General features: G+C 53.9%; 26 protein-coding genes. 17 read left to right on the top strand and 9 right to left on the bottom strand.

Going from position 1 to position 26,363, the window contains the following annotated elements:
- Window position 1: 1 nt before the first annotated feature.
- Together IWW33_RS11430 and IWW33_RS11435 are read right to left on the bottom strand one after the other, a co-directional pair.
- Window positions 2-544, bottom strand: coding sequence for an NAD(P)/FAD-dependent oxidoreductase (locus IWW33_RS11430; protein ID WP_231386153.1), 543 nt, complete (start codon window positions 542-544; stop codon window positions 2-4).
- 42 nt (window positions 545-586) lie between these two features.
- Window positions 587-925, bottom strand: coding sequence for a metalloregulator ArsR/SmtB family transcription factor (locus tag IWW33_RS11435; RefSeq protein WP_013974863.1), 339 nt, complete (start codon window positions 923-925; stop codon window positions 587-589).
- A gap of 115 nt (window positions 926-1,040) precedes the next feature.
- Here IWW33_RS11435 and IWW33_RS11440 point away from each other — a divergent pair, with 115 nt between their 5' ends.
- From IWW33_RS11440 to arsJ, 8 genes are read left to right on the top strand one after another with little or no spacing between them, the layout of a single operon-like run.
- Window positions 1,041-1,454: an arsenate reductase ArsC gene (locus IWW33_RS11440; protein ID WP_196914277.1), complete on the top strand. Its 414-nt coding sequence runs from the start codon at window positions 1,041-1,043 to the stop codon at window positions 1,452-1,454.
- Window positions 1,455-1,462: 8 nt separating this feature from the next.
- Window positions 1,463-1,819 (top strand): metalloregulator ArsR/SmtB family transcription factor, encoded by a 357-nt coding sequence (locus IWW33_RS11445; RefSeq protein WP_129931833.1) that lies wholly within the window; start codon window positions 1,463-1,465, stop codon window positions 1,817-1,819.
- Between the two features lie 19 nt (window positions 1,820-1,838).
- Window positions 1,839-2,309: an arsenate reductase ArsC gene (locus IWW33_RS11450; RefSeq protein WP_196914447.1), complete on the top strand. Its 471-nt coding sequence runs from the start codon at window positions 1,839-1,841 to the stop codon at window positions 2,307-2,309.
- An 18-nt stretch (window positions 2,310-2,327) separates the two neighbouring features.
- The gene (gene arsB / locus IWW33_RS11455) at window positions 2,328-3,389 is read left to right on the top strand and encodes an ACR3 family arsenite efflux transporter (protein WP_054912979.1); all 1,062 of its coding nucleotides are present in this window, start codon (window positions 2,328-2,330) and stop codon (window positions 3,387-3,389) included.
- Window positions 3,390-3,392: 3 nt separating this feature from the next.
- Complete coding sequence (arsH, locus tag IWW33_RS11460; protein WP_196914278.1) at window positions 3,393-4,109, top strand: arsenical resistance protein ArsH; 717 nt, start codon at window positions 3,393-3,395, stop codon at window positions 4,107-4,109.
- Window positions 4,110-4,121: 12 nt separating this feature from the next.
- Complete coding sequence (locus IWW33_RS11465) at window positions 4,122-4,625, top strand: cyclin-dependent kinase inhibitor 3 family protein (RefSeq protein ID WP_013974857.1); 504 nt, start codon at window positions 4,122-4,124, stop codon at window positions 4,623-4,625.
- A 32-nt stretch (window positions 4,626-4,657) separates the two neighbouring features.
- Window positions 4,658-5,662, top strand: coding sequence for an ArsJ-associated glyceraldehyde-3-phosphate dehydrogenase (locus IWW33_RS11470; RefSeq protein WP_196914279.1), 1,005 nt, complete (start codon window positions 4,658-4,660; stop codon window positions 5,660-5,662).
- A gap of 9 nt (window positions 5,663-5,671) precedes the next feature.
- Window positions 5,672-6,904, top strand: a complete 1,233-nt coding sequence (gene arsJ, locus IWW33_RS11475; protein ID WP_104887857.1) for an organoarsenical effux MFS transporter ArsJ — start codon at window positions 5,672-5,674, stop codon at window positions 6,902-6,904.
- A 23-nt stretch (window positions 6,905-6,927) separates the two neighbouring features.
- Here the strand turns inward: arsJ and IWW33_RS11480 are convergent, their stop codons facing one another.
- Window positions 6,928-8,004, bottom strand: coding sequence for an ArsO family NAD(P)H-dependent flavin-containing monooxygenase (locus IWW33_RS11480; RefSeq protein WP_104886876.1), 1,077 nt, complete (start codon window positions 8,002-8,004; stop codon window positions 6,928-6,930).
- A 432-nt stretch (window positions 8,005-8,436) separates the two neighbouring features.
- Between IWW33_RS11480 and IWW33_RS11485 the strand changes: the two genes are divergently transcribed.
- Complete coding sequence (locus IWW33_RS11485) at window positions 8,437-8,850, top strand: response regulator (protein ID WP_196914280.1); 414 nt, start codon at window positions 8,437-8,439, stop codon at window positions 8,848-8,850.
- A 302-nt stretch (window positions 8,851-9,152) separates the two neighbouring features.
- Window positions 9,153-9,404 carry a hypothetical protein gene (locus tag IWW33_RS26625; protein WP_104886883.1) on the top strand — a complete coding sequence of 84 codons (252 nt, stop codon included), beginning with the start codon at window positions 9,153-9,155 and terminating at the stop codon, window positions 9,402-9,404.
- Window positions 9,405-9,692: 288 nt separating this feature from the next.
- Here IWW33_RS26625 and IWW33_RS11490 read toward each other — a convergent pair whose 3' ends face one another.
- Both IWW33_RS11490 and IWW33_RS11495 read right to left on the bottom strand, forming a co-directional pair.
- Complete coding sequence (locus tag IWW33_RS11490; protein ID WP_104886884.1) at window positions 9,693-10,016, bottom strand: hypothetical protein; 324 nt, start codon at window positions 10,014-10,016, stop codon at window positions 9,693-9,695.
- Window positions 10,013-10,234, bottom strand: coding sequence for a hypothetical protein (locus IWW33_RS11495; RefSeq protein WP_177410003.1), 222 nt, complete (start codon window positions 10,232-10,234; stop codon window positions 10,013-10,015). The genes IWW33_RS11490 and IWW33_RS11495 overlap by 4 nt, the downstream gene beginning before the upstream one ends.
- Window positions 10,235-10,753: 519 nt before the next feature.
- Between IWW33_RS11495 and IWW33_RS11500 the strand changes: the two genes are divergently transcribed.
- Entirely contained in the window at window positions 10,754-11,926 is a 1,173-nt protein-coding gene (locus tag IWW33_RS11500; RefSeq protein WP_174141103.1) for a hypothetical protein, read from the top strand.
- A 112-nt stretch (window positions 11,927-12,038) separates the two neighbouring features.
- Here the strand turns inward: IWW33_RS11500 and IWW33_RS11505 are convergent, their stop codons facing one another.
- Complete coding sequence (locus IWW33_RS11505) at window positions 12,039-13,643, bottom strand: TnsD family Tn7-like transposition protein (RefSeq protein WP_174141104.1); 1,605 nt, start codon at window positions 13,641-13,643, stop codon at window positions 12,039-12,041.
- A 602-nt stretch (window positions 13,644-14,245) separates the two neighbouring features.
- On the opposite strand from IWW33_RS11505, the gene IWW33_RS11510 reads away from it, so the two are divergent.
- The 3 genes from IWW33_RS11510 to IWW33_RS11520 are packed head-to-tail and all read left to right on the top strand — an operon-like array spanning window position 14,246 to window position 18,551.
- Window positions 14,246-15,205 carry a hypothetical protein gene (locus IWW33_RS11510; protein WP_231386154.1) on the top strand — a complete coding sequence of 320 codons (960 nt, stop codon included), beginning with the start codon at window positions 14,246-14,248 and terminating at the stop codon, window positions 15,203-15,205.
- On the top strand, window positions 15,202-17,211 hold the full coding sequence (locus tag IWW33_RS26630; protein ID WP_231386155.1) for a transposase: 2,010 nt from the start codon (window positions 15,202-15,204) through the stop codon (window positions 17,209-17,211). Before IWW33_RS11510 ends, IWW33_RS26630 begins: the two co-directional genes overlap by 4 nt.
- Window positions 17,208-18,551, top strand: coding sequence for an ATP-binding protein (locus IWW33_RS11520; RefSeq protein WP_174141105.1), 1,344 nt, complete (start codon window positions 17,208-17,210; stop codon window positions 18,549-18,551). Before IWW33_RS26630 ends, IWW33_RS11520 begins: the two co-directional genes overlap by 4 nt.
- A 353-nt stretch (window positions 18,552-18,904) precedes the next feature.
- Here the strand turns inward: IWW33_RS11520 and IWW33_RS11525 are convergent, their stop codons facing one another.
- Window positions 18,905-19,483 (bottom strand): HEPN domain-containing protein, encoded by a 579-nt coding sequence (locus tag IWW33_RS11525; protein ID WP_174141106.1) that lies wholly within the window; start codon window positions 19,481-19,483, stop codon window positions 18,905-18,907.
- Between the two features lie 692 nt (window positions 19,484-20,175).
- Between IWW33_RS11525 and IWW33_RS11530 the strand changes: the two genes are divergently transcribed.
- From IWW33_RS11530 to IWW33_RS11540, 3 genes are all read left to right on the top strand, one after another.
- Complete coding sequence (locus IWW33_RS11530; RefSeq protein WP_174142649.1) at window positions 20,176-21,693, top strand: AAA family ATPase; 1,518 nt, start codon at window positions 20,176-20,178, stop codon at window positions 21,691-21,693.
- Entirely contained in the window at window positions 21,686-22,561 is an 876-nt protein-coding gene (locus tag IWW33_RS11535) for an HNH endonuclease domain-containing protein (RefSeq protein WP_174142650.1), read from the top strand. The genes IWW33_RS11530 and IWW33_RS11535 overlap by 8 nt, the downstream gene beginning before the upstream one ends.
- Window positions 22,562-22,725: 164 nt before the next feature.
- Entirely contained in the window at window positions 22,726-24,162 is a 1,437-nt protein-coding gene (locus IWW33_RS11540; protein WP_196914281.1) for an IS1182 family transposase, read from the top strand.
- Between the two features lie 381 nt (window positions 24,163-24,543).
- Here IWW33_RS11540 and IWW33_RS11545 read toward each other — a convergent pair whose 3' ends face one another.
- Both IWW33_RS11545 and IWW33_RS11550 read right to left on the bottom strand, forming a co-directional pair.
- The gene (locus tag IWW33_RS11545) at window positions 24,544-24,903 is read right to left on the bottom strand and encodes a hypothetical protein (RefSeq protein ID WP_174142372.1); all 360 of its coding nucleotides are present in this window, start codon (window positions 24,901-24,903) and stop codon (window positions 24,544-24,546) included.
- A gap of 262 nt (window positions 24,904-25,165) precedes the next feature.
- Window positions 25,166-26,362, bottom strand: coding sequence for an IS256 family transposase (locus IWW33_RS11550; RefSeq protein ID WP_174141603.1), 1,197 nt, complete (start codon window positions 26,360-26,362; stop codon window positions 25,166-25,168).
- Between the last annotated feature and the right edge of the window lies 1 nt (window position 26,363).

Consider the following 26,363-nt stretch of genomic DNA (forward strand, 5'->3'; position numbering starts at 1 on the left):
ATCACCCAGACCTGAAACCCCACAAGCATAAAAAGGGGGAGTAGGGCAGAAAAGCAGCTCTTCGGAGCTGCTTTTTTATCTGCAGACAGTGTCCTGAAAAGCTCTCTAGCCCAGGAATGTCAGGCATGAAAGGACGGCTGAAGCCACCTGATGCCACTACCACAGCACGCGTAGTGAAATTCGCTCCGTTGGCGGTGCGAACCTCAAATGCCTTGCCCTTCTGTACGACCGCCACCACTCGGGTACCGCCCTGAAAAGGGAGCTGAAACTCGGCGGCGTATGCCTCCAGGTACTGCACCACTTCATTTCGCACCGGGTAGTCCTTGGGATCGCCAAGAAACGCTCGCCCCGGCAGCGCTGAGTACTCCGATGGTGAGAACAACTGCAAGCTTTCGTAGTAGTTACGCCAGTTACCGCCCGGGGATGTCTGCTCATCCAAGATGAGGTAATCCAAGCCGTGCTGCTGTAAATGCCAGCCAGTCGCCAAACCTGCTTGCCCACCACCGATAACGACCACATCCAGAACGCGATCCAACTCATTCATATATGCGCACTCATGCATATTTAAAGGCAAAAAAAGGCCGGACTACGGACAGCAGATCGATACTAGACCTTTGGTTCGCTGGAGCAGGCCCTCCAGTCGCTCGACGATCGACCCACCATTTACTTCATAGAACACCTGCCGACCCACCTTGGTGGCCTTCACGATCTTGGCGTCATGCAATACCTGCAGGTGCCTGGAGATCACCGAGCGCTCCTGTGGCAGCTCTTTGGCGATTTCGCCGACATCCGCCCGGCCGAGCAAAAGTACGCGCTTGAAAACCGCGACTCTGGAAGGCTCGCAAAGCGCTTTGAAGAAGGTCTCGTCTAGCGACTCGATGGCGGCTTCGATGGCTTGAGCACGGAGATTTTGGTTGGTCGTCATGCAGCCAATATATGTGCATGAACGCGCACATGTAAAGCCACCCATCATCGAGGGGTTGCGACACATTCGAAAAAGCGTATATTCGAAAAACCATATACACTCAGGGTGCCAAGTGATGACTGGCAAGACCCGCGTTCTGTTTGTTTGCACCGCAAACGCCGCTCGCTCCCAGCTCGCCGAAGCTTTGCTCCGGCACACAGACCCTGTGCATTTCGAAGCTTTTAGCGCAGGTACCCAGCCTGGCCAAGTCGATCCGCGCACCTATGACGCCCTCGAATATCTCGATATCGATACCAAGGCTCTACGCAGCAAGTCCATCGACGAGTTTGCAGGGGAACGGTTCGACTACTTGATTACGCTCTGCGACAAGGCAGCCCATGAGTGCCTTACTTTGCCTGCCCTCGGCGAGGTTCTGGCGTGGAACTTCGAAGACCCTGTTACCAGTGACCAACACGATGCCTTCCGACGCAAGCTTCACGAGATTCATGAGCGCATCAAAATGTTCGTCCTCGTGAAAACTAAACACTGAGAATTGCTATGACTGACTCGCTGACACCTACCAAGGTTTTCAAATGCCTCGCCGACGAGAACCGCATTCGGATGATGCTGCTGATCGCTCGCGAGGAAGAACTCTGCGTCTGTGAACTGACCTGCGCGCTGGAAGAAAGCCAGCCCAAGGTTTCCCGCCACCTGGCGCAACTGCGCACGTGTGACCTGCTGGAAGACCGGCGTCAGGGCCAGTGGGTTTATTACCGCCTGCATCCATCGCTTCCCGGCTGGGTACGTGAGGTCCTGGCGACGACGCTGGAGGCCAACCGCGAATGGCTGAGTGCTAGCACTAAACGACTGGACACAATGGGTGACCGCCCTCAACGCGTCGCCTCCTGCTGCTGATCATTGCCGAGAAAAACCGATGAAAGTTCTGTTCCTCTGCACCGCCAATAGCTGCCGCAGCATCCTCTCCGAGGCTGTTTTCAATCATCTGGCCCCGGCCGGCATGAAGGCCTACAGCGCCGGCAGCCAGCCAAAGGGTGGTGTGCACCTGCTGTCCATCACCGCGCTGCAGCGTGCTGGTATCTCCACCGAGGGCCTCAGCAGCAAGTCAAGTGACGCGCATGCCGAGCTGGCACCGGACTTTGTCATCACCGTCTGCGACAAGGCCGCTGGCGAAGCCTGCCCCGTGTTCTTCGGACCAGCAGTGAAAGCCCACTGGGGGCTTTCTGACCCTTCTGACCAGCAGGGCAACACCGCCGAACTGGACGCAGCGTTCGACGTCACGCTTGAGCAGATCAAACGACGCCTCAATGCATTCCTCGCGCTGCCTTTCGAACAATTGGATGCCGCCCAGCTTAAGGCCGAGCTGGCCCGTATCGGAACGCTCTGACGTTTAGGGAGATCCACCATGAGCAAAAGCCGACTTTCCTTTCTAGACCGCTACCTGACGGTGTGGATCTTTCTGGCCATGGGCCTGGGCATTGGTCTGGGCAGCCTGTTCCAGGGATTGCCTGCGTGGCTGAATAGCCTGTCGGTAGGCTCGACAAACATCCCCATCGCCATTGGCCTCATCGTAATGATGTACCCACCTCTGGCGAAGGTGAAATACGAGGAGTTGCCACAGGTATTCAAGGACAAGCGCATCCTTGCCCTGTCGCTGATCCAGAACTGGGTGATCGGCCCGGTCCTGATGTTCGGGCTGGCCGTTGTCTTCCTTTCCGACAAGCCTGAGTACATGACCGGCCTGATCCTCATCGGCTTGGCACGCTGCATCGCCATGGTGCTGGTGTGGAACCAGATCGCCGGTGGCAACAACCAGTACGTGGCGGGTCTGGTCGCCTTCAACAGCATTTTCCAGATCCTGTTCTTTAGCGTGTACGCCTGGATCTTCCTGGGGCTGTTGCCGCCGCTGTTTGGCCTTGAAGGTAGCGTCATTGAGACCAGCTTCCTCGATATCGCCCAATCGGTGCTGATCTACCTGGGCATCCCGTTCCTGGCTGGTTTCCTGACCCGCAAGATCCTGATCAGCAGCAAGGGCGAGACCTGGTACCAGGAGCGATTCATCCCGAAGATCAGCCCGCTGACCCTCGTGGCGTTGCTGCTGACCATCGTCGCCATGTTCAGCCTGAAAGGCGACATGGTGCTGCAACTGCCGCTGGATGTGCTGCGCATCGCTATCCCGCTGACCATCTACTTTGTGGTGATGTTCTTCATCAGCTTCTGGATGGGCAAGCTGTTGGAAGCTGACTACCCACGTACCACTGCGCTGGCGTTCACTGCAGCGAGCAACAATTTCGAACTGGCCATTGCCGTGGCCATCGCCACCTTCGGCCTTGCCTCGCCGGTCGCGTTTGCCACCGTCATCGGGCCCTTGGTGGAAGTGCCGGTACTGATCTCCCTGGTGGGCGTGGCCTTGTGGCTCAAGCGCCGCTGGTTCGATCAGCCATCTGGCGCCTTGACTCAGGAGTAAATCATGACCGAACACCATATCCCGAATATCGACAACGATCTGGTCGACCTGCCGACAGCAGACAAACTGGCAGTCGAGCAAAAGTCCACCCATAACCCTCGCATCCTGCTGCTGTACGGATCGACCCGCGAACGCTCGTTCAGCCGCCTGCTGACGGAAGAAGCGGCACGCCTGCTGGAGCACTTCGGTGCCGAGACGCGGATCTTCAATCCGACCGGGCTGCCACTGGCGGATGACGTGCCCGATGACCACCCCATAGTCAAGGAGCTGCGCGACCTGGTGCTGTGGTCGGAAGGCATGGTCTGGTGCTCGCCAGAGCGCCACGGCGCGATGACTGGCGTGTTCAAGTCGCAGATCGACTGGATTCCACTGAGCATGGGCGCCGTGCGCCCCACTCAAGGCAAAACCCTCGCGGTGATGCAGGTCTGCGGCGGCTCGCAGTCTTTCAACGTGGTCAACCAGCTGCGCGTCCTCGGCCGCTGGATGCGCATGTTCACCATCCCTAACCAGTCGTCCGTGCCGAAGGCCTATCTGGAATTCGACGAGGCGGGTCGCATGAAACCCTCTTCGTACTACGACCGTATTGTCGACGTAATGGAGGAGCTGGTGAAGTTCACCCTGCTGCTTCGTGATCGCTCCGACTACCTGGTCGATCGCTACTCCGAACGTAAAGAGTCGGCTGAAGAACTATCCAAGCGTGTCAATCAACGATCCATTTGAGGCTTTGTGAGCATGCAATTGCACCCGTATTCAGTGTTGGCTAATTCCGAACTGGTCGGCCAGCTGATCTTCACTCCGTGCCCAGGTACCAAGGAGACATCGGTATCTCAGGCTCTGGCAACGTTGCACGATGCCGGCGCAAGCGCGCTGGTAACCCTGATGCCGAGTGAAGAACTGCTGCAGAACGAGATCGATCTGCTTCCCGAGGAGTGCCAACTGCTGGGCCTCGAATGGTTCCACCTGCCGGTCGAGGATGACGAAGCGCCCGGTGAGCCGTTTGCGGCCGCCTGGAAGGCTCACCGGGAACGCCTGAAAGAGCTGGTGATGACCGGTAAGACGATCGCCATTCACTGCAAGGGCGGCTCTGGCCGCACCGGCCTGTTTGCCGCCCGCCTGATGATCGAGTGCGGCATCCCTGTGCAGGAAGCTGTTTCCCAGGTCCAGGCCCTGCGTCCACGTGCGATCCAGAACCCTGCGCACGTTGGGTATATCAACCAGTTCAGCGACACCCTCTGACCTTTCGCTAATCGCGATTCGAGAACAAGAACATGGCTATCAAAGTAGGTATCAATGGGTTTGGCCGTATTGGTCGCTTGGCGCTTCGCGCCTCCTGGGACTGGCCGGAATTCGAGTTTGTGCAGATCAATGACCCGGCCGGTGACGCCGAGACCCATGCCCATCTGATCAACTTCGATTCGATCCACGGACGCTGGCACCGTGAAGCCCGCGCAGAGGGCGACGCGGTAGTGATCGAGGGCAAGCGCATCAAGGTCACCGCCAACAAGACCATCGCGGACACCGACTGGTCGGGCTGCGACTTGGTCATCGAGGCCAGCGGCAAGATGAAGTCGGTAGCCGTACTCCAGGCCTACCTGGATCAAGGCGTCAAACGTGTGGTCGTCTGCGCTCCAGTGAAGGAGAAAGGCGCACTGAACGTGGTGATGGGCGTCAACCAGCACCTATTCGACCCGGCGCAGCATCGTATCGTCACCGCCGCTTCCTGCACCGCTAACTGCCTGGCCCCGGTGGTCAAGGTGATTCACGAGAACCTGGGCATACGCCACGGCTCGATCACCACCATTCACGACCTCACCAATACCCAGAGCATTCTGGATACACCGCACAAGGACCTGCGTCGCGCCCGAGCCTCGGGCATGAGCCTGATCCCGACCACCACGGGATCTGCCACCGCAATCGCCGAGATCTTCCCCGAGCTGCGCGGCAAGCTGAATGGTCACGCCGTACGTGTACCACTGGCCAACGCCTCGCTGACCGACTGCGTGTTCGAAGTGGAACGTGAGACAACGGCTGAAGAGGTCAACGCGCTGCTGAAAGCCGCAACCGAAGGACCGCTGAAGGACATCCTGGGCTACGAAGAACGCCCCTTGGTGTCCATCGACTACCGCACCGATCCGCGGTCCTCGATCATCGATGCGCTGTCCACCCTCGTAGTCAACGGTACCCAAGTGAAGATCTACTCCTGGTACGACAACGAGTGGGGCTACGCCAACCGTGCGGTTGAACTAGCACGCCTGGTCGGCGCAGCGGAGTAAATGGCGATCATGAAGGCGTTGTCAGCCCTGTCTGCGGAAGTGCGTCAGTACCTGCTGGTTACCGGCAATTACTGGGCCTTCACCCTTACCGACGGCGCTTTGCGCATGCTGGTGGTACTGCACTTCCATTCGCTGGGCTACACGCCGCTGCAGATCGCGGCGCTGTTCCTGTTCTACGAAGTGTTCGGCGTGATCACCAACCTCGTGGGCGGCTACCTCGGCGCCCGCCTGGGGCTCAACCGCACCATGAACATCGGTCTTGGCATGCAGGTTGTCGCCCTGCTGATGCTCACGGTACCAGCAGCCTCGCTAACGGTGCCGTGGGTGATGGCCGCCCAGGCGCTCTCCGGCATCGCCAAGGACCTGAACAAGATGAGCGCCAAGAGCTCCATCAAGCTCCTGGTACCGGACAGCCAGCAAGGCACCCTCTACAAATGGGTGGCCATCCTAACGGGCTCGAAAAACGCCCTCAAAGGTGTGGGTTTCTTCCTCGGGGGAGCATTGCTAGCGCTGCTCGGTTTCACCCTGGCGGTGCTGGCCATGGCAGCAGCCTTGGCCCTCATTTGGATCTGCAGCTTGATCCTGCTGAAAAAGGACTTGGGCAAAGCCAAGGCCAAACCGAAGTTCCGCGACATGCTGTCCAAGAGCCGGGCGATCAACATTCTCTCGGCCGCACGGCTGTTTTTGTTCGGTGCGCGGGATGTCTGGTTTGTTGTGGCACTGCCGGTGTACCTGAGCTCTACGTTTGGCTGGGACTTCTGGCTGGTCGGCGGTTTCTTGGCCGCGTGGGTCATCGGCTACGGCATCGTCCAGTCGTTTGCTCCACATATCACCGGTAAGAAGCGCGGACATGTCCCCGATGGTCGAGCAGCCTTCATCTGGGCAATCGCCCTGGCCGGGCTGCCTGCGCTCATTGCCGTGGGCCTGGCGGCAGGCTGGTCAGCGCAGGTAGTCTTGCTCGGCGGGTTGATGCTGTTCGGCGTGCTGTTCGCCGTGAACTCATCGCTGCACAGCTACCTGATCGTCAGTTACGCCAAGGAAGACGGCGTGTCCTTGGATGTGGGCTTCTACTACATGTCCAACGCCCTCGGGCGCTTGGTCGGCACGCTGCTGTCAGGTTGGGTATTCCAAGCCTATGGGTTGGAAGCTTGTTTGTGGGTCTCCAGCATCCTCGTATTGGCTGCCGCGCTCATCTCGATCGCACTGCCCAGGCACAGCGAAATGGCACAGCAGACGCACTGATCCGTGAGGAAATGCGGAGGCCATCAGGCCTCCGCTTTCACCACAAACTGCTCGATCTCAGTTGCACTACTGCGGGCAGTGCGGGTCACCCCGATCAAGGTTGCTGATGCAGAACCTGTCCACTCGCCATAGCCCACCAACCAAAGTCTCGGCTCACTCACAGATCGGGTCCCTTCGACCTCTACACGTCCTTGCTCAGTAACAACCCCAAGGCTGGCGAGGTGTCCCAAGGCGGGTTTGAACCCGGTGCACCAGATCACTGCATCCACTGCGGTTTCCGAGCCGTCTGCCCAGACCACGCCGTTAGGGGTGAAACGAACGAAGGGTCTCACCGCGTGCAGAACGTCTCGCTCACGCGCCTCCACCACAGGCGGGACCATTACCACATCGCCCAACCCGCCGACCGGCTGCTCAATTACACGCCCCTCCACCTGCGCTTTCCAGCGCTCTGTGGCCCGCTCGAACAGCACTCGGCCATCTACATCATCAGGTAGGAAAACTGGATCGGTAGGGGTTACCCAGGTCGCAGCAGCTACTTTGGAAACCTCTGCGAGAATCTGAGCGCCGGAGTTGCCGCCGCCGACGACTAGCACGCGCTTGCCCGAGAAGGCCTGCGGTTCAACGTAGTGAGCCGAATGCAGCTGCTGGCCACGGAACAGCTCAGCGTCGGGGTAGGCAGGTATGTTCGGATTGCTCCAAGTGCCTGTGGCACTGACCACAGCTTTGGCATCCCAATGGCCAGACACTGAATGGACACGTAACGCGCCCGCTACGCGCTCGACTGAGGTGACACGTACCGGCCGTTTAATCGGAAACTGATAGCGCGCCTCATACTGGGTGAGGTAGTCGATGACATGTTCGCGAGACGGATAGCCATCCTGAGCAGGCGGCATCATCCAACCGGGAATGGAGCTCCAGGTGGCTGGCGAGAACAGCCGCAGCGAATCCCAGCCGTGTCGCCAAGCCCCGCCGGCGCCCTGCTCGGCATCGAGGATGATGAGCGAGAGATCTGTCCGGCGCAGGAAGTACGCCGTTGCCAGGGCGGCTTGTCCTCCGCCAATGATGACTACATCCCACAAGCGCTCTGCATGGGCTTTCATTTCACTCCCTCCGGCCATGGTCAGGCCCCATTTTCTCAGGTGCTGCGGTAAGTGACTTGATGTAGGTCGTCTGAAGCCAGAGTCTGACAAAGAGCTGGACGTACTAGCAGGGGAGTATGTACTGCTTGTCGACCGAGCAACATGTCATGCTGACCGAACGCCTGGCCACCGATACCTTTCTGCGACTAGCCGTGGATGGCTTTCTCCGGCCTATCTCCAATTGATATGCGTATGCTCTCCAAAAGCGAGGAACTCTATACTCAAACTAGGAGTCAAAATGCCATTACAGCGCGCTGTGGTGCGTCAGGTAACAGTCATCTCTTGAAGGGAGGCTGGTTGAGGCCTAGCGCGTCAACGTATGGTGCTCGCTCCGTCATGGTCGTCATTGGCACCCCGGTGCTGCTTGCCACTGCTAGCTCAAGAGCCAAAAACATGAAATCGGAACACGAAATGCTCGGACTCCTCCTGATCGTCGAGGACGAGCCAATTCTGCGATCAATGATTGTTGAGGTACTGCAGGATTCGGGCTTTCTACTTCTCGCCGTAGCTACAGCAGACGAAGGTTTGGAGATACTCAAACGAACACCAGTGACCATGCTCATTACTGATGTAGAAACGCCCGGACAAATGAATGGCTGGGAACTTGCTCAGATCGCTAGCCAGCAGGATCCCAAAACCTCGATAGTCATTTCTAGCGGATGCGTCAGACATGAAACGGACCTCATACCCGAAGGCGCTCAGTTCCTCGCGAAGCCATGGTCAATTGACCTACTCCTGAGCCTAGTGACCGAACACCGGCAGCTCCTTTTGCAAAAATCAACCTCGGGAGAGCATGGGGACTCATAGCCGCATTCCCATAGGCCAACCATGCCAACGTGTCGAGCGAGGCAAAACGGCTAGAGAGACTGCTGGACATCATCTTGAAGTGCCCGTTGCCAAGGTACCGGTAAGGTGCATACACAATATCAAAGCCTTGACGGCTCCACCTCAAGCACGGTCAGAAAGAAAGCCCCACATCATCCTGCGTCATTTCTTGTGATAGTGATACTTCGAGGCACTAAGCGTCATTGATTCGTCTCGATGAGTCATATTGATGCTTTTCAATCTTGGGACTAAGACTAAGGTATATGCTTGGAGAGACACGCGTCATGCAAAAGAGATTTGTTATCGTTCCGGCTGTGCCGATCGACAAAGAATGCTTCCAATCTGGTTCTCGATACTATGCCGCTACCGTATCAGGCGGATTCGACATTTACGACAATCAGGAAAAATTACGATTGAAGCCAAGCTACTCCACGAGGTCGCTCGCAGAAGCCACCTGTGAGGAGTTGAACGGGGAATGCGGCAATCCAGACGAACTTTTTCCATTCTTGCGGGTGGACTGCTCTCCCAATGAATAGTGATGTGGGCTGGCGACTGTGGGCGCTCACAACATAGTTTGACACAAGCAGACAGGAGTCCGATCTTGTTCATTACGGAGTACGATATTCGGTGAAGCCACCCTCGAGCCGACCTCTATGAGTCAGCCATTACGTATGACAGTGAAATGCTAGGACCCTGGGGACACGGCTAAGGAGATTTCATCGTCGAGCTACCTCCGGAAGTCCTGAGGTAGCTCGGTGTCACAGTTGGTGACCAGAGCATCGAACTCATCGCTGGCGTAATTGTCCTGAAGCCAGTCTATATAGCTACTCCTGAGTAGCTGCTGGCTCTTGCTGACTGATTTCACTGAGTGGGGTCTGGGCACGAACCTCTATCATTTCGATCAGCTCCAAATGCTTGGGGAACTCACGCTTCAGCCAATCGCTGGGCACAAAGTGATGATCTAGGTGCACCGCCGTGCTCTGTCCGTCATCGCAAGCACAGAGCATTACGTTCATCTCCGTCTCATCACCCGCCATTGCTGCAGGTACAAATATAGTACCGCTGTCACTGACGCCAAACGACCGGCGCCACTCGGGAAAGCGCTTGCCGTCTGGGTTGGAAACCGCGAACCAATTGATCTTGTTCATTTGTCATTCTCGAATGGAATCAGAGTGGAGTACGGAAGCTCTTCGTCTTCGACCGCAGCAAACACCTGATCCAGCACTGCAGTTGGGGCATCAAAAGCTCCAAGGATCACGTATAGCTCGCACATGAGGTTAGCCTTGGCCTGCCGGTCAAAACCAGCATCACCGGCTACCTTTTCAGCCGAGTCGAATGCCTGGCTTACTGACGTTTCTGCGATCAAGTAGCGAGCACCGCAGTCACACAGCAACGGGTGGTTTGATCGAGGGGCAGTGCTCGCAGGAGCGGAGGAGAGAGGCCTCACCGGCTCCTGCGACAGTTTTAATTCTCTAAATCCAACGATGCAAGAGCGCCCACACGGGTTACCCATCCCAAAAAGATACCATCATAATTTTTTTGGGGGTTTTGCACGGTACATTGCTGCGATTTTTCTGTGGCTGAACCTTTGCTGTGACAACCTTTATTGTTGTGACAACCTTTATTAAACGAAAACCCCGAGAATTTTTGAAAAGCTATGCTTTGTGACAACCTTTATTTTCTCTTCCCCAGGATCAATCTCCCCGCTAGGCCGCGAATTTCAAGAGGTTTTGGGACAAAGTTTATTAATCAGCAACAAATTGGTTTCCGACAATAAAAGCGGTACCGCGACAATAAAAGCTGTCATGCGCGACTGCGGCCTCCTGTAAGGGCCGCGGTCGCGTGGGTCGGGGCGACACAGTTACGTTATCCAAGCAGTCTCAGCATGCTCTCCATACCGCGTTTGCAAATTCAGCCTGAAGAGTCAATTCGCTCGTTTTTGGAACGTACTCTGTTCCTCTGCTGGGACTCACATGCTGTCGACGAAATTCGGAAATTTCAAAATAAGGTTCGATTCTTCAAATCTGATCTGAAAGAAATCTCAGTCTTTCTGGGCTGGGGTGGGAGCTATGGTTTCGATCGGCTGATTTCCCTTCATACTTCCCTCGCTGTGAATTACGTTGTTAAACATTCACAGGATATTTCCTACTCGCGGAAGCTCTATCCGTTTAAGGGTGAGCCGTACGCCGAAAAAAATGTAAGTTACTGTCCTGAGTGCGCTAAGGAAGACCTAGCAAGGCTTGGATTCTCATATTGGCGTCGGGCATATACCCTATTTGGAAACGACACTGTTTGCCACAAGCATAATAAGTTGTTGCTTACGCACTGCCCGTATTGCGGCCTTTCATTGGGCGACCCGAAGCATCGTTTAGATGTAATGCGGGGAGGCTGTGATGGTCATTACTTGTGGGACGTTGAACCTTCCGTGAATAGTGACGGCGCAGAGTTCCAACGAGCACGCTTCAACCATGCATTTTGCACATCAGTTCGCCACATCTCGGCCGTGCCTGCAGTGATTGCTGTGCGGCGCAAGGTACAGGCGACGATGCCGGAAGGGGTCACCACGTGGCACGACATCTACTGGTTGGAAAAAGATCTCGAATTAGCGGCCATTCGCATGCAGGATCAAGCCGTCGACAATGATGCTGCGCACTTAGATAGCTCTCTTGAGCTCATAATAAAAGCAATTTTCTCGCATTATGGCGACATTGATGAATTCATGCGGGACATCGGCGAGCACGGCGTTTCTAGGTTGGTTCAGAATGGATGGGGCACCTACTTAGCAATGGGCGATGAGTCTGCTTGGTACGTCACGGAAGACTATACAATGGGTATAGCAGTTCTTTCCTGCCCCTATCCCTGTGATAAATCGATGCGTCTCTCTAGTCAGTCGGCATTCCGTGATTTAGATTCTCTGTATCACTATAGCTGTTGTATGCAGGGCGACAGTCCATCGAGACGTTTGATCAAAAGGTCACACCTTGTCTTACCTCCCGTTCCCAGACTGGGTGTCAGAACCAGACAGAATATGGGGCAACTGGACGGAGCTGCTGTTTAAGAGTTCGCATTCAGCTCCCGCCAGGGAGCGAAACATAAATGCGCCACCGGCAGTAAGGGAGGATGGTCTATTTTTATTACGCCGCGAAACATGGCGGTCGACCGTGACACGGCTAGGTAAGGACTATCGATTTCACAAACGCTCGTGTGCGTGGGTAGCGGCCGTACTTTTCAAGGGCTCCGGCCAGCGTAGGACAGGCGAGAAAAAGCGCTCGACGGCTGACCTCGCCATCTCTGCCAACTCTACCCAGTTCGATGAAGGTGCGACTGACCTGGATGAGCAGGTCCTCGTCACGTTTCGCCCAGTCCACCCGCGAATGGTTACCCAGCCGTCCTGAGGGCATCTCTCCTGTTCGTGAAAGCAGCCACTCACGGTCATTCCGGTAGAGCCAAGCGTAGATGTCCGGGGCAAGGGCTCGGATGTCGTGTGGAGTATGGCTATGTTGGGTGGCTGCTGCGGCGATCCATAGGGATCGATGCTTCTCCACGTTGGTCGTTAGAGACTGCTCTATCCAAGTCCTCTTCACTTCTGGCTCTGAACGAAGCAGCTTGTTTACCGTCGATACCGTGATTCCGAATCTCGCGCAGATCTCGTTCTTCGGCTCCCCGCGGCCCAGGCGGTCCAAGATGTCGTTGCGAATGGGTAGCTTGAGCACCTTCGGCCTGCGCGTCTGCGGCGTTTTGTTACGAAGTTCTGTGCACCGGGATTTGCAGCATTGGTAATCAGCTTCCTCGTGGTCCGCCGGCCTTTCCTGAACCTCCAGACGTACAACAGCGCGATCGTACGCTTCGATAAAACAGCTCACCGATCCAAATAGCCAGGTGATCGCGACCAGGTGCCTGAGCGGATGACTGCGGCTCTGCCGGTCGCGGACGAGCTGCGCCCAGAAGGTCGGCACTTGCTGAAGCGTCGTCGGTAACGAAGCGAAGATTGGAAACGGTTGGAGCGAGGCGCAGTGATGAGCGAAGGCGTCCATTGTGGGCTCGATCCCAGAGGCCAAGGCTGTCTTGTACAGTGTTCTCACTAGGTCCGGGCGAAATCGCCGCCGACGCCCGCAGACCGCCAGATCCAAGACCGCCGTTGCGACCTGCTCCAAAGCCTTTTGCGTTGGTTCGGGAGCGGGGACCTTGGTCGGCTCAAGCGTGCTTTCACCTGGCAATATCCAATGGAAGCGCCCAGACCACTGCCGGTTGTAGCAACTTTCTCTCAACATCTCCCGATGCGTAGGACATACCAGAACGCCTGGGTACTGATGGGAGAGATGCCAGTAGGTGAATCCATGGGTAGCAAGGTCTGTCTCCATGCACTGCGAGCATGCCTTCAACGGATGCTCAGCGCCGAAACGGCCGGTAAGGAGGCCTAGCTTGTACTTCAGCGAACCTAGGGTTGCGCCTTCCATTACCTGCATCGCTTCCACTTCATGATGAGCCGATTGGAAGGGCAGGAAAAATGGCAAGATCGTGTGCTCAAAAATAATCAATCGAGGGCTTCCCCAGCTTGCTGCAGCTGCACCGTTCAGCGCAGCCAAGTTGAAGGGAAGATCGTGAGCGGTAGACGCTGTTGGCGAGCCGAAAAGCCAGGCGGATGTAGACGACGGGGTGGGACTGCTCAGTACAACGTGTTGTCGGCTACAGAGGCTGTAGAAAGTCTCGTCCTCGGCCCACTTGGTGATAGGAGCGCGGGTAAAGCCAGAAGGCGCATTGCGGGGCGGAAGCATTTTCTCAAGCTCAGACCGAGGTCCGTGTACAGCATAAACGCAGAGCGCAAGCCTCGAAAATTCCGGTTAAGAATAATGCTAAGAACTAAATAAATATTAGAAAGGTAAAAAACCTATTTTGTTGTCGCATAGTTTAATTTCTAGATTTCAGCCTAAAAATAGCGTGCGCTAATCTGTTGTCAGAAATTAAAACTGAGCGATAAAATTTAAGGTTAAAGCGAAACGAGTTCAGCCCAGCGTCTGGCCGGACGCCTCTGACAGCGATAACTATTACCGAGCACGTAGCCGGAATGCGGCTACACCACCTGACCAAGGAATTCAGATGACATAACTAGCAGCAGCGCTAGAAAAGTCAGATAGAACAGGGAGCCCGAGTGACAGCTCAGGCCCCCTGTGGATAAGTCAGAAAGAGACCCTGACCCATCCATTGTCTATCTCGCGCATGTGGGGCGTCAAGCCCCGCACGACTTCGTTCGTCCACAAGAAGGTTGGCGTTATCCACAGCGCCGTGAGAGGGCCTGAGCCCGCAGTACAAGGGTTTGGCCGATGGCTTGCCTGTTATCCCCAGCCATCGGCAAAACCGGTGGCAATGGACAATTTAGATGACTCCGCAACAACGCTTCGCACTGATAATGGAACGCCAAGCCGGGTTCAAATGGGGGGACCAATACGCCCCCTCTATCATGGCGGTTCCAGGTGAGGCACCGAAGACCTCCAGACCCAGTCGGCTAAACAGTCGCTTGCTGGGCCGCACTATCCATACACTCTCCCGTCCAGAGCGCGTATTCACTCAGTTGGCTCTCTATCATCCTGATCTGTTTGATTTGCATGAGCAGAAGATGCTTTGGCCAATCAACAGCTCGCATCCGCTTTTTGGGCATCCTCTGATGCATGGCGTTTTCCCTCACCCAGTACGGGGAACAATCGACATTGCGCAAGAGATTGGCTTCCAGCACTTCGAGATCGTAATACAAGGTTCCGATGGGCAACGAGAGAGGATGGCTTTTCCCTACCAGGGAGACATATTGCTCTACCTGCATGGAAAAAATGGACCTTATGCACTGAATTGGACGGTCAAGGATAGGAAAGATGCCTTTGGCGAACGCAGGAGCGGCCAGTCCAAAACTCCGACGCAGCAGAAGAAGGACAGAACGAAAGCTAAGCTTCGAGCAACGCTTGAGGAAGCCTATTACGGCAGTGCCGGCATCAGAACCGTTCAGGTATCCCTTGACCTGCTCGAACCCACGCTCGTTCAGAACCTGGGGCTACTGTTCCCCATGCATGGTCTTCCCCTGAGGCTAGAACCCAGCTTGCTGGAGGATTTTAGCTGCGCGGTGAAAGAAGCTGTCGATGAAGGCGTGCCACCGGCGCTGATTGCTATCCAATATGCAGATCATTGGGGCGCACGTGATCAGTTTATCTGTCAGATCTACCAGGACATCTGGTACCGCCACCTTCCGGTGAGCCTACTCGATCCGATTTTGATTGATCAGCCACTTCAGAAAGACGGGCCCGATGTTTTGGCGGTGTATGGCTCGCTCTTTGAGGAGTATTCCTCATGATGATGGGGTCGCGCATTGTTGCGCCCGAAGGCTATAAGTCACTGCAAAAAGGTGAGGTGTATCATTTCTTGCTCAGTGATGGAGTCAACAATCGGGTTCGGCTGGTCTTCTTCAGTAAGGCTAAGAATAGTCTGAAAGCACAGCTGATTACCTTCGGTCGAATCGAGTTTGAGGAGGCGCTTGAGAATGGCCTGTTGATCGAAGAAGCTCCGGATAAGTATCCTCCCTGGCTCGCGAATATCCAAGGCGTGTCGATTCAGCATCTTGAAGAACTTCGGAAATCAGCTAAAGAGAGTTACGACCAGAAAGTCAATCGCAGGTACTTAGCAATCGCCGGTCTAGTCGATCGTGCCAACAAAATACTGTCTGCTGACAAACCTTCCCGAGAGATTGCCGCACATGCGAAAGATCAATCACCACCGCAAAACCCTACCCGGCTGCGGCTTTGGTTCTTAACCTACATTGTGTTCGGGAGAAACAAATGGGCCCTGTTGCCGCCGTTACACGCAGCCGGCCGGTGGAACCGTGAGGATCATGCCGCCAAGCAGAAGCTGGGAAGGCCTTCGCGTAAAGGCAAAAAGTGGGGATTTCATGCCGACCGCACAATGCGAGACAAAATACTTGAGGGCTTCCTTAGTGAGAAATCCAAGCATAATACTCAAAATCAGATTTGCAGCGACGTGCTTACAAAGTTTTTCGGCTGTATATCTGTCCCAAAAAAAGGACAAGGGCATAAATTTATTCATCCTGAGGGTAAACCCTTCCCCACTGGTCGGCAGTTTTGGTACGCGATAAAAAAACGAGTTCCCCAGCGTGAACTGTCATTGGCGCTCAAGGGACGCCATGATAGTAGAAAACTTTCTGGGTCCGAAGGTGAGTTTTCCGAACTGTTGACCAATGTTAATCAAGTCGTTGAATTTGATGGCTATTACATCTCTGAAAACCCAGCGGGGTTAATTGAAGGAACTGCACAGAAGGGTTATTGCGTTATACGCGGCACATGCGAACTTTCTGGGGCAGTCACGGCAATCGGTTTTTCCGAAGCTGGAGAAACCATGGAAGCTTATCGGATGGCGCTTTTTTGCATGGCAATCAACAAAGTCAAATTCTTCGAGCTTTTCGGATTTGTCTTGGATCCTGAAGAATGGGCTTGTGAGGGGCTTTCGGGTGACATCATCTTTGACAGAGGCCCAGGAGCGACCTTCGACTGCTTACCAGAGATAAACTGGCTTGGAGCGTTCGAACTGACGCCTACCTTCTCAGGCCAATCCAAAGCCACGGTTGAATCCTCTCATCCACGGGATAAACATCCGACAGCCCAGCCAAGCCATTTCCTCAGCGATAAGAATTTCATTTCGCTGGCGCGCAGGGAGCTCTGGAGGGTCGTTATGGATAACGCTTCATCGGATGCCACAAGTCGACTTAATGACGACATGGTCTTGGCGGGCGTAAGGCCAACACCACAAGGCATCTGGGATTACTGGGATGCCCGAGGACGTAACTCGTCCATTTCCATGGAGTTCGATACCGCAGTCAGAACATTTTTGACCCCCACGCCGGTCAGCATCACCCGGGATGCCGTTTACCTGCACAAACGGAAATACCGATCGGAAGCTTTGATTGCAACCGGGGTGTTTGATCGCGCCGCTAGGCACGGTGTGATTCAGACCACTGCCTACGTGCTGACAATGTGTGTGAGGCACATCTGGATCGAGGTTGAAGGTGTTCTTTATGAGTTAGATGTGATGCGCTCTGTGAAGACGACAGAGGTAACGATCGATTTGACCCTTCGAGAATTGTGCGAGCTTGGTCAAATGCGGCGCGACAGCGAGGCCGATCTGGAAGAGGAAATTCCGGCGACACAATGGTTCTACCGAAATCGTTTCGAGCAAGCCACCGGCGAAACGTGGGGTGGGGGTGTACGGAAGCCTGGTGGGGCGCCCAAGAATGCAGCTGCCAAGCGTGACAGTGCAGACGTTGCTCGTTTCAGAGGGAAATCGCAATGAATGCCGCGATCGAATCACGGTTTGACGGATGCTTCGAGATCGAGCAAATCCGCAAGCGTGTGACCCTTCAACCTGAACCCCTGGGCGACCTCAGCCAATTGAATCCAATGATCGCGGGAGAGGTGATATTGGACAGGCTGAAACAGATCTATCTGCCCAATCAGTTTTCGCTGACCTTCATCCAGGAAATGGTTGGGCGAGCGGATCTGTTCAGCCGAAGCGTGTTTACGTGTGAGCGCGACTACCAGGCGAAAATCTACAACCCGCCGGATGTGGAGGTCGCGCCCATCTGCTTGAGTGGCCTGGCCGGGGTAGGAAAATCCCAGACCATTGCGGCGCTGATGCGTTTGCTTCCGTCGAATGCAGAGTTCGAAAGCACCCATTTTCAGGACAAAGTACCGCTGGTCTCCTATTGGTACGCAAGCGCTCGCGACAAAGCCCGCGGAAGACAACTGCTCGCTGATTTTTTGCTTAATTTCGGTCCTACTGAACAGAAAACGAACGCATCCCAGCTGTTGAACTTATGCCGGTGCATCGTCCACAGGCATGGCGTATCACTTCTGCTGCTGGATGAGACTCAGCATATCGTCAAAGGCCAGGCCACTGCCGTGGTGACCGATATACTCCTGACCCTGGCTCGGATAGGCCTGCCGATGATTTACCTAGCCAATTACAGCCTTCTACATAAGCTCATGGGACGAAATCAGGAGGATACTCAGCGATTGTTGACCCAGCCCAGAGTCATGCAGCCGGACGATCCGGCCGGCCCTGACTGGAAGGCATACGTCGCTGAGTGCGTCAGGGTAAGCAGCGGTCAGATACGAGCCAATGAGGGAGAGTTCGCTGCGGAGCTCTACCGCTTGACCTTCGGACTGAAGCGATTGGCCGTGCACCTGCTGAGCCTTGCGTACATTGAGTGTCGCAAGGCCCGCAGAAGCCACATCGTGCTGAGTGATCTAAGCCAGGCCTACCGGTCTACGGAATACTCAAGCAGCAGGAGAGATGTAGAGGAGTTGTATCGGATAGCGGTGGAAGGCCCTAGAGGGACGAAACGAAAGGACCTCTATTGTCCTCTAGAAGCGCCGGCTGCTCGCACATCCAACATTGTGCAGTTCGCCCGGCAGGAGCGAGACGAACGCGTCACTGCACTGGCAATCGACTCCTCCATGACTGAGCAGGAGCGCAAAGCGATAAAGCACATCGAATCAGCAAGCCAGAGCCCCCACGCCAAACCCCCGCGGCGAAAGCCTTTACCCAAGGCCACTCCTGGAGAAACTCAGGTGGCGTTCGCGAAGTATGTGGAGGAAATGAAGTCGGGTAAGCCTAAAAAACCCAGCTGAAAAAGTGCCTGGAAGATGTAGCGTGTAAACCACTTTTTTAACCTGTAAACCTAGGTGATTTACAGGTTAAAAAAGTGGTTTACACGGCCAGCAATTGCCCGCTTTCGACCCTTAGTTGCCGGTGAGGTTGGCAGTGATTCTGTGGGAGCGGGCTTGTCCCGCGAAGAGGCCAGCCCATTAGAAGGAGTTGCCTGGCACGGGCTATGCCCGTGTTCGCGGGGCAAGCCCGCTCCCACAAAGATCGCCTTTGAGCTCGCTGGCAGCTTTGGGTCGATAGCGGCTCTTCGCGTCAGGCAACAATCAGTCAGTTGCGATCATTCAAATGCACCTACGAAAGTCTTGGGGATTCCCAATTAGTTTTCGTGCCCGAGAGCTATTTTCAATTCTTCAAGAACTGCATGCTCGGTAAGTTCGGCAATTTTCATTAGGGTTTCCATTTTTTCGAAATTGTTTTTATAGGAAAGTGGGATTGATGCCGTGCCTTCATGAGCGATTTTATGTCTTGCTTCCAAAAGCTTGCTTAGCGTTGTGGTTGCTTCATTTCTTGTGAATTCTTGCGATTGCCAGTGATCTGAAATTTTACTTATACCTAGGGCGTCTTTGAAAAGAGCGTCTATGTTTTTCGTATTCGGCGTATTGAATTTATTTAGCGATTCGTCGAGTTTGTTTTTTGCGATGGTTTTTAATATGCGGCCACCTTCAGATTTTTCGATTTGCCGAAAGCCATACCTCGCAAGATCTTCGATAAACACTTGCCAAAAAGCGATCAACTGGAATACATATGATTGATTTAGGAAATGTATTTTTAGCTCGAGCTTCTTAGCGTCGCTATCTTTTAAATCCTTTTGGATGTGTTGAATATATTTTATTTTTACTAGGTTTTTACTAAAAATATGGAGAGGTGTGTATTCAAGATCGAGAGTAATTGACATGGTTGGCACTGGCGAGGAATGGATTTATTTATGTGTTGGCTGGACCGTTTCCTGTCCTTGTGGACGAATGGAAATCTCCAACGTCACAAGCAGAGTCTGGCCCAATCTTGCAGGGAAGTGAATCACCGCTGGCTTTCTAGACGTATCGGGCGGTCTGCTTTTGGCCGAAAGCAGCCCATCGCGACCGTCCGCAATGGGTCGAAAGTGGTCTGTCGTGACCGGCTGCTTTCGACCCTAAGCTGTCGTTCATCAGCGGTTGTTATCGAACCAGAGCGTACGATCGTAGCCGCCTGCATTTTGTCAATAGATGCCTTGCGTAGAATTAGCGGTCAGCCAACAGCATAGGCCCATTTTCAATAGACTCAAAACACCAAACTGATGTTCGTTCTCTCTAGAAAATCACGGAAAATTCAGTAATCATCGCTTCATGACGACGGTGGAAAGAGCAAATACGGTCTGCGGAGCTCCACCATCCAAATGGGAGGAAAATGTTGCATGCTGTACGAAGACGTTGTTGCGTCGAATAAAGTAATAGTCACCCCCGGTAGTGCTCTGATTCATAAATGTAAATAGTGTAGCTATCAAATAGAAGCTGACGTCATGAACTAGGGGTATTTTAGAAAAAATTAATTGTTCGCGAAATTGTTGATTTTTGGAATCAAAGAAACCATCACCAGACAGGGAAGATAAAAATGCTGCGCTCTTTTGAAATATCCACAAATAATTTAGATGCTAAAGTAAAGCTTTACGAAGGTGAAATCGCTACTTTTGATACTTGGACTTCCGTTCTAATTGGACAGAACGGAAGTAGGAAAAGCTTCATATTGAGGCAAATACTTGATGCGGCGACAGGTGAGACTAATAAAGTCGGGGCGAAAGCAGTAAGCTTTGAAAGCAAAGGAACGAGCTGGGGTGATGGATATTTTCCCGACTCAATTACTTGCATATCTGGAACTCCGCTGGATAGATTTCCACGGATGCGGAGTTATTCACTAGGCATATCTATCTCCAAAGCGAGGCAGGTTTTTCGTAAGGAATTTTTATACCTAGGGCCTAGGGCATCAAATGGGATGGCGGGAACGGCACCCAGCGAAAGAGCATTGATGACCGCTTTGTTTTTAAACGCTGACAAACTGGCTGGGCGAGCCCACCTGTTTAGCACTATTTTTAGCGAGGTTGGTTTCAGGCCTAAAATAAGAATAATGCTGCGTTTGGAAAGAGAATTGGCAATGCATGGGCGAAGATTTAACGCAAAGGAACCGGCCCTCAACTCTGGCCTTCCCGAGCGAGCAATGGAACGTATTTATAAATCCTCCCTTCGCCCTTTTTTGGATTCGAGTTATGTTCACAGTCTCGGTGGCAGGCTAGAGGCAGCGCTCGGGCGAATTATGAATCTTCCCTATTACGGCTTTTTTGAGCTGGTTAAGATTTTTAGTTTTGATGAGCCTCCTGTATTTGTCTTTGAGGATGGTCAGATTCAGCTAGAGAGTCAACTTCCTCAGGGGTGCCTGATTGGAAGCGATGAGCTTGAGGTATATATACGAGCAGGTGCTTTACTAATTAGTAGCACCACATTTTACAAAATCCAAGATGATACTGATCGTGATTATTCAATTGACTTGGAACTCAACGGAGAAGATCTAAGCTCAGGGCAATGGAGCTGGATCGCGGGTTTTGCCGGTCTATGTGCAGAGATAACGCAAGGAAGCCTGATTCTCGTCGATGAACCTGAGAACAGTCTGCATCCGATCTGGCAGCAGACCTATGTACCAACACTAAATAAAATTCTGCGAGAGTTTAAAGGTGCGCAGGCCGTCATCGTCACACACTCCCCTCTGATCGCATCAGGGGTAGACCCTGAGTGGGGCCGAGTAGAAGCACTGGTGAGTCACGGTGTTGATGAGAGTGGACGCCAAATCATAAGGTCAAAAACCGTCAATAATACCTTCGGGTGGCGAGCGTCTGACGTTTACGAAGAAGTATTCCAAGTGCCGTCTTCGCGAGCTCCAGCTTTTACAAAAACTGCGGATATTGCGTTAGGGTTACTCAGGAGTGGTGAACCGGTCACCGTAGACGAATACACGTTGTTCAAAAACGAATTATCTCGAGATTTGCAAACATTACCGGTCACGGATCCACTGAGAAACGTGCTACTAAGCATTATAAAAGATCTTGAAACTAGGCTGTCTCAGGAGAATATGGATGTTTGAAATTATCGACTTCTCGGAGAATGATGATGCACTGCTTGAAGCAGTCCGCAGTCACAAAGGAAAAGCGTGGTCAGCTAAAGACGAAGTAATTGCATATCGAAAAAGATTACTCGACTTGCAGAATTATCGATGTGCTTACTGCCAAGGTGTAATCGACCTTGACGAGGTGGGTCACCGTGAGCTAGATCATATCCTCCCTAAGTCCACCACAAAAGACTGCACTGTGGACAAGGGGAGAAGCAATGATGACAAACATCGTCAACACACATTTGGATATCCCCAGTTTACATTCGAGCCGCTCAATCTAATTGTGACTTGCAAAATATGTAATGCATTCAAGAAGAGCCATGACCCACTTCTTGATCGTTCTCTGGCCTATGATAATGATGACTATCCCCCCCCTGGATCTATCCTATGGTTTTATCCCTATTCACATCGTTACAGCGATCATATTAGCCGCACGGAAAATTGGACATATAAGCGATTGAGTCACCAGGGCGAAGCGGTGATAAGAGTGTGCAAGCTGGATAAGGCGGAAGTGCTCGCATCTCGCTTTGCAATTCGAGCATTAATTCAAGCCAAACGGTCAAAAAATGCAAGAACTGCTTTTACAAGCTTGGCAGCCCACGTTCATGATGAAGTTTGTAGCATAGAGCAAGCGGTTGACGCTCTGGCGGGAACTCTTGATATCGGCGAAGAGATCTGCGAACAACTCATTAAGTTATGGATTTCCTATTTAAGCGGAGGGGGAGTCAGACATGTAGAAAAATTTGAATCTGTTTTGGCTGCCATTCTTTTTGACGAATCCCTCTGCATTGATGAAGCAGCAGAGCCTTTTGCTCGTGCAGCGGAAGAGCAAACAACTTAGTGTGAGTTCGAGCTATCCTTTCGGAGGTAGGTCGCCAGCCGCCTGTAGGTAACTGCTGTTGGTCAATGGCGTTCGCTTGTGAATGTCCGCTATTGGCCCAGGCTGTGTGAAAACGCCTGCGATTGTCTAACCTTCTGATCGTCGAGATCGCGGCGGGGACGATCATGAAGCGATTCATTAAAGGTGAGTCTCGGACGCAAGTCACGTTGCTGCCGGAGTGCCTGGACGACTACATCACCGAAGAAAACCCAGTTCGGGTAGTCGACGTTTTTGTCGATGAACTCGACCTTGGAACACTCGGGTTCGAGGGTGTCGATCCTGCGGCAACGGGTCGTCCGGCTTACCATCCAGCAGTGCTGCTAAAAATCTACATCTACGGCTATCTCAACCGAATTCAGTCCAGCCGCCGGCTTGAGCGTGAGGCCGAGCGTAATGTCGAGCTGATGTGGCTGACAGGCCGATTGGCGCCTGACTTCAAAACGATTGCCGACTTTCGCCGAGACAATGGTAAAGCCATTCGCAGTGTCTGCCGGCAGTTCGTTGTACTTTGCCGCAACCTCAATCTCTTCTCCCAATCGATCATCGCCATCGACGGCAGCAAATTCAAAGCCGTGAATAACCGCAACCGCAATTTCACTCAAGGCAAAGTGAAGGCGCGCATGCAGCAGATCGAGCAGAGCATCGACCGCTATCTAGCGGCAATGGATTCAGCGGATCGGGCAGCGCCGGAAGTGGCCGAGGCCAAGACTGAGCGGTTGAAAGACAAAGTCGAAAAACTGAAACAGCAGATGCAAAAACTCAAGGACATCGAGGCGCAGCTTCAAGCCAGTCCCGATCAGCAAATCTCGCTTACCGATCCAGATGCCCGTTCAATGGCCACAAGCGGCCGAGGCTCCGGCACAGTTGGGTACAACGTACAAACAGCAGTCGACGACAAACACCATCTGATCATTGCCCATGAGGTGACCAACGTTGGTAATGATCGCGGGCAACTGAGCAATATGGCTAACCAGGCACGGGAAGAAATCGGTGTTGAGGCGCTGACGGTGGTTGCTGATAGAGGCTATTACAAAGGCCCGGAAATCCTTGCTTGCGAGCAAGCTGGCATCACCACCTTTGTACCTAAACCACTGACATCGAGCAGCAAAGCGGAAGGCCGATTCGGCAAGCAGGACTTCATCTACATGGCTGCTTCGGACGAATATCGATGCCCTGCGGGTCAGTTGCTGACGCGCCGGCATTCCTCAGTGGAAGACGGCATGCTACTGCACTGCTACTGGTTTTCAGGATGCCAGAGCTGCTCGATGCAGAAGCAGTGTACGACCGGTAAAGAGCGGCGATTAAAGCGCTGGGAGCATGAAGCCGTAGTCGAAGGAGTGCAGATTCGATTGGAGCATGATCCGGGGAAGATGAAGGTTCGCCGGCAGACGGTGGAGCATCCCTTTGGCACGCTCAAATTCTGGATGGGAAGTACCCACTTCCTGACCAAAACCCTGCCGAGGGTAAGCACCGAAATGAGCCTTCACGTGCTCGCCTACAACCTCAAACGAATGATGAGCATCTTCGGCATCGCAGGGTTACTTGAGGCGATCAGGGCGTAAACCCCGCTGTTTGCTGGCCCGCAAACAGCTATATGGGCCGCTGACGCGGCCCATATAGCGCTGCAAACGTCTTTTTCGCTGGGTGAGGCTATTCGCGCTCTCGCGTGCTGATTCCACAGGCAGTCAGCTCGACTCTGAGTTTTCGATGTATTTACTGCGTTTTCACACAGCCTGGGCCGATTCCTGCCCTTCGTGAAGGGCAGCTATGGGTCGATAGCTGACACTCACCACTAAAGCTGAGGGCTTTGGCACCTCAATTTTGGCCTCATTATGAGGCTTGAAGGTGTCCACGAAACCCGTGGCGATTCACTGAGCTACATGCTGAAGCGCCCGAACTCATTCGGGACGGGCGCTTCGCTTCATCCTTCAGCTAGTGATCGGTCAGTGTCGAGGCTTCTTGGTGCTCGACGTGTTATCCAGGTGATTCGCGCTTGCGCCTGATTTCAGGAATTCAGCTTCCTGACGCAACGCCTCCAAACGCGCCGCTGAAATTTTATCCTGACCTTCCGCATCGCGCCGCTGCGCCTCAGTTGCAGCCTCAGTCGTATCCATCGTCGCGTGTTCTGCGTTGTGCATCGATTCAAAATAGTAGAACGATTGGTGAATAACGGTGCTTTGGTCGGCAATCAGAGGCCCCGGCGACCGGAGCAACACAACCAATGCGAGAAATAGGATTCGGGTCAATGGCGACGAAAACGGCAGAGCGGTTTTTGCAGCTGATTTTTTTGCTTTGGTAGGCATACGTAAGATTCTCATTACACGTGACATGGCCTGATTCGTAAGCGCCATGACAAAGCGGATGCTCTGTAATGAGTATTTACAGTCTTGACTTTCAAGGTCTTTCGGTGTGCCTGAAACGCTCTAGAACGCCAATTTTAAACCCTTCGATAGCTAATCGGATCGGTCCAAACCGATGAGGGGAATCCAGCATTTTTCCCTACGTTCTGATCGTGTCCCAGGAAGTGGTGTAACTCATCATGGCTCTGGCCATTGAGTTCGCCGTTTAGTTGATCACAGCTGACAGCTTGGCTTGTGGATTATCGCTGACCGCTTCGAAGGCCTCCAACTGCATGTAACGTCTTTGCAGGCACCACTCGTCGTTCTGCTCCAGCAGCATCGCGCCTACCAGCCGTGTGATGGCCGGATCGTTGGGGAAAATCCCCACGACATCGGTGCGGCGTTTGATTTCAGCGTTGAGCCGTTCAAGCGGGTTGGTGCTGTGTAACTGCTGCCGGTGTGCCTTGGGAAACGCCATGTGAGCCAGCACTTCATCCTCACAGCCGTCCATGAGCGTCGCGATCTTCGGGTACTTTTCGCGCAGTTGATCGGCGACAAACCGCCATTGCTGATGGCATTCGGCACGGCTGTCCTGGGCGAAGACCGTGCGCAGCAGCGCCGCTACCATGGTGCGCTGACCTTTGCCGACGTGGGCCATGGCATTGCGCATGAAATGCACACGGCAGCGCTGCCAGGTCGCGTTGAATACCTTGGAAACAGCCGCCTTGAGCCCTTCGTGGGCGTCGGAGATGACAAGCTTCACGCCCCGCAAGCCACGTCGCATGAGGCTGCGCAGGAAGTCTGTCCAGAACGGCTCAGCCTCTGACGGCCCAACCCGCATGCCCAGGACTTCGCGGCCACCGTCGGTGTTCACGGCCACGGCGATTATTACGGCGACCGAGACGATGCGCCCGGCCTCCCGCACCTTGACGTAGGTGGCATCGATCCAGAGATAGGGCCAGTCGCCTTCAAGCGGGCGATCAAGGAAAGCGTGAACGCGCTCATCGATCTCACCAGCTAGCCGTGAAACCTGGCTTTTGGAGATACCGGTCATGCCCATGGCCTTGACCAGCTCGTCCACCGAACGCGTTGAAACGCCTTGGATGTAGGCTTCCTGGATCACCGCCGCCATGGCCTTCTCGGCGGTACGTCGGGGTTCGAGGAAGCCAGGAAAGTAGCTGCCTTGGCGCAGCTTCGGGATCTTCAGGTCAACGTCGCCGGCGCGGGTTTGCCAAAGGCGATCACGGTAGCCATTACGGCTATTTGTCCGGTCTGGGCTTTTGACATCGAAGCCCGCGCCGCACAGGCCTTCGACATCGAACTCCATCATGCGCTGGGCAACGAACTGGATCATTTGCTTGAGCAGATCAGCGTCTGCCCCTTTCTCAACCAACTCGGTCAATGCGATAGTGGGCTTGGTCATC

It is taken from the genome of Pseudomonas sp. M2 (assembly GCF_015751845.1).
Taxonomy (GTDB): Bacteria; Pseudomonadota; Gammaproteobacteria; order Pseudomonadales; family Pseudomonadaceae; genus Aquipseudomonas; species Aquipseudomonas putida_E.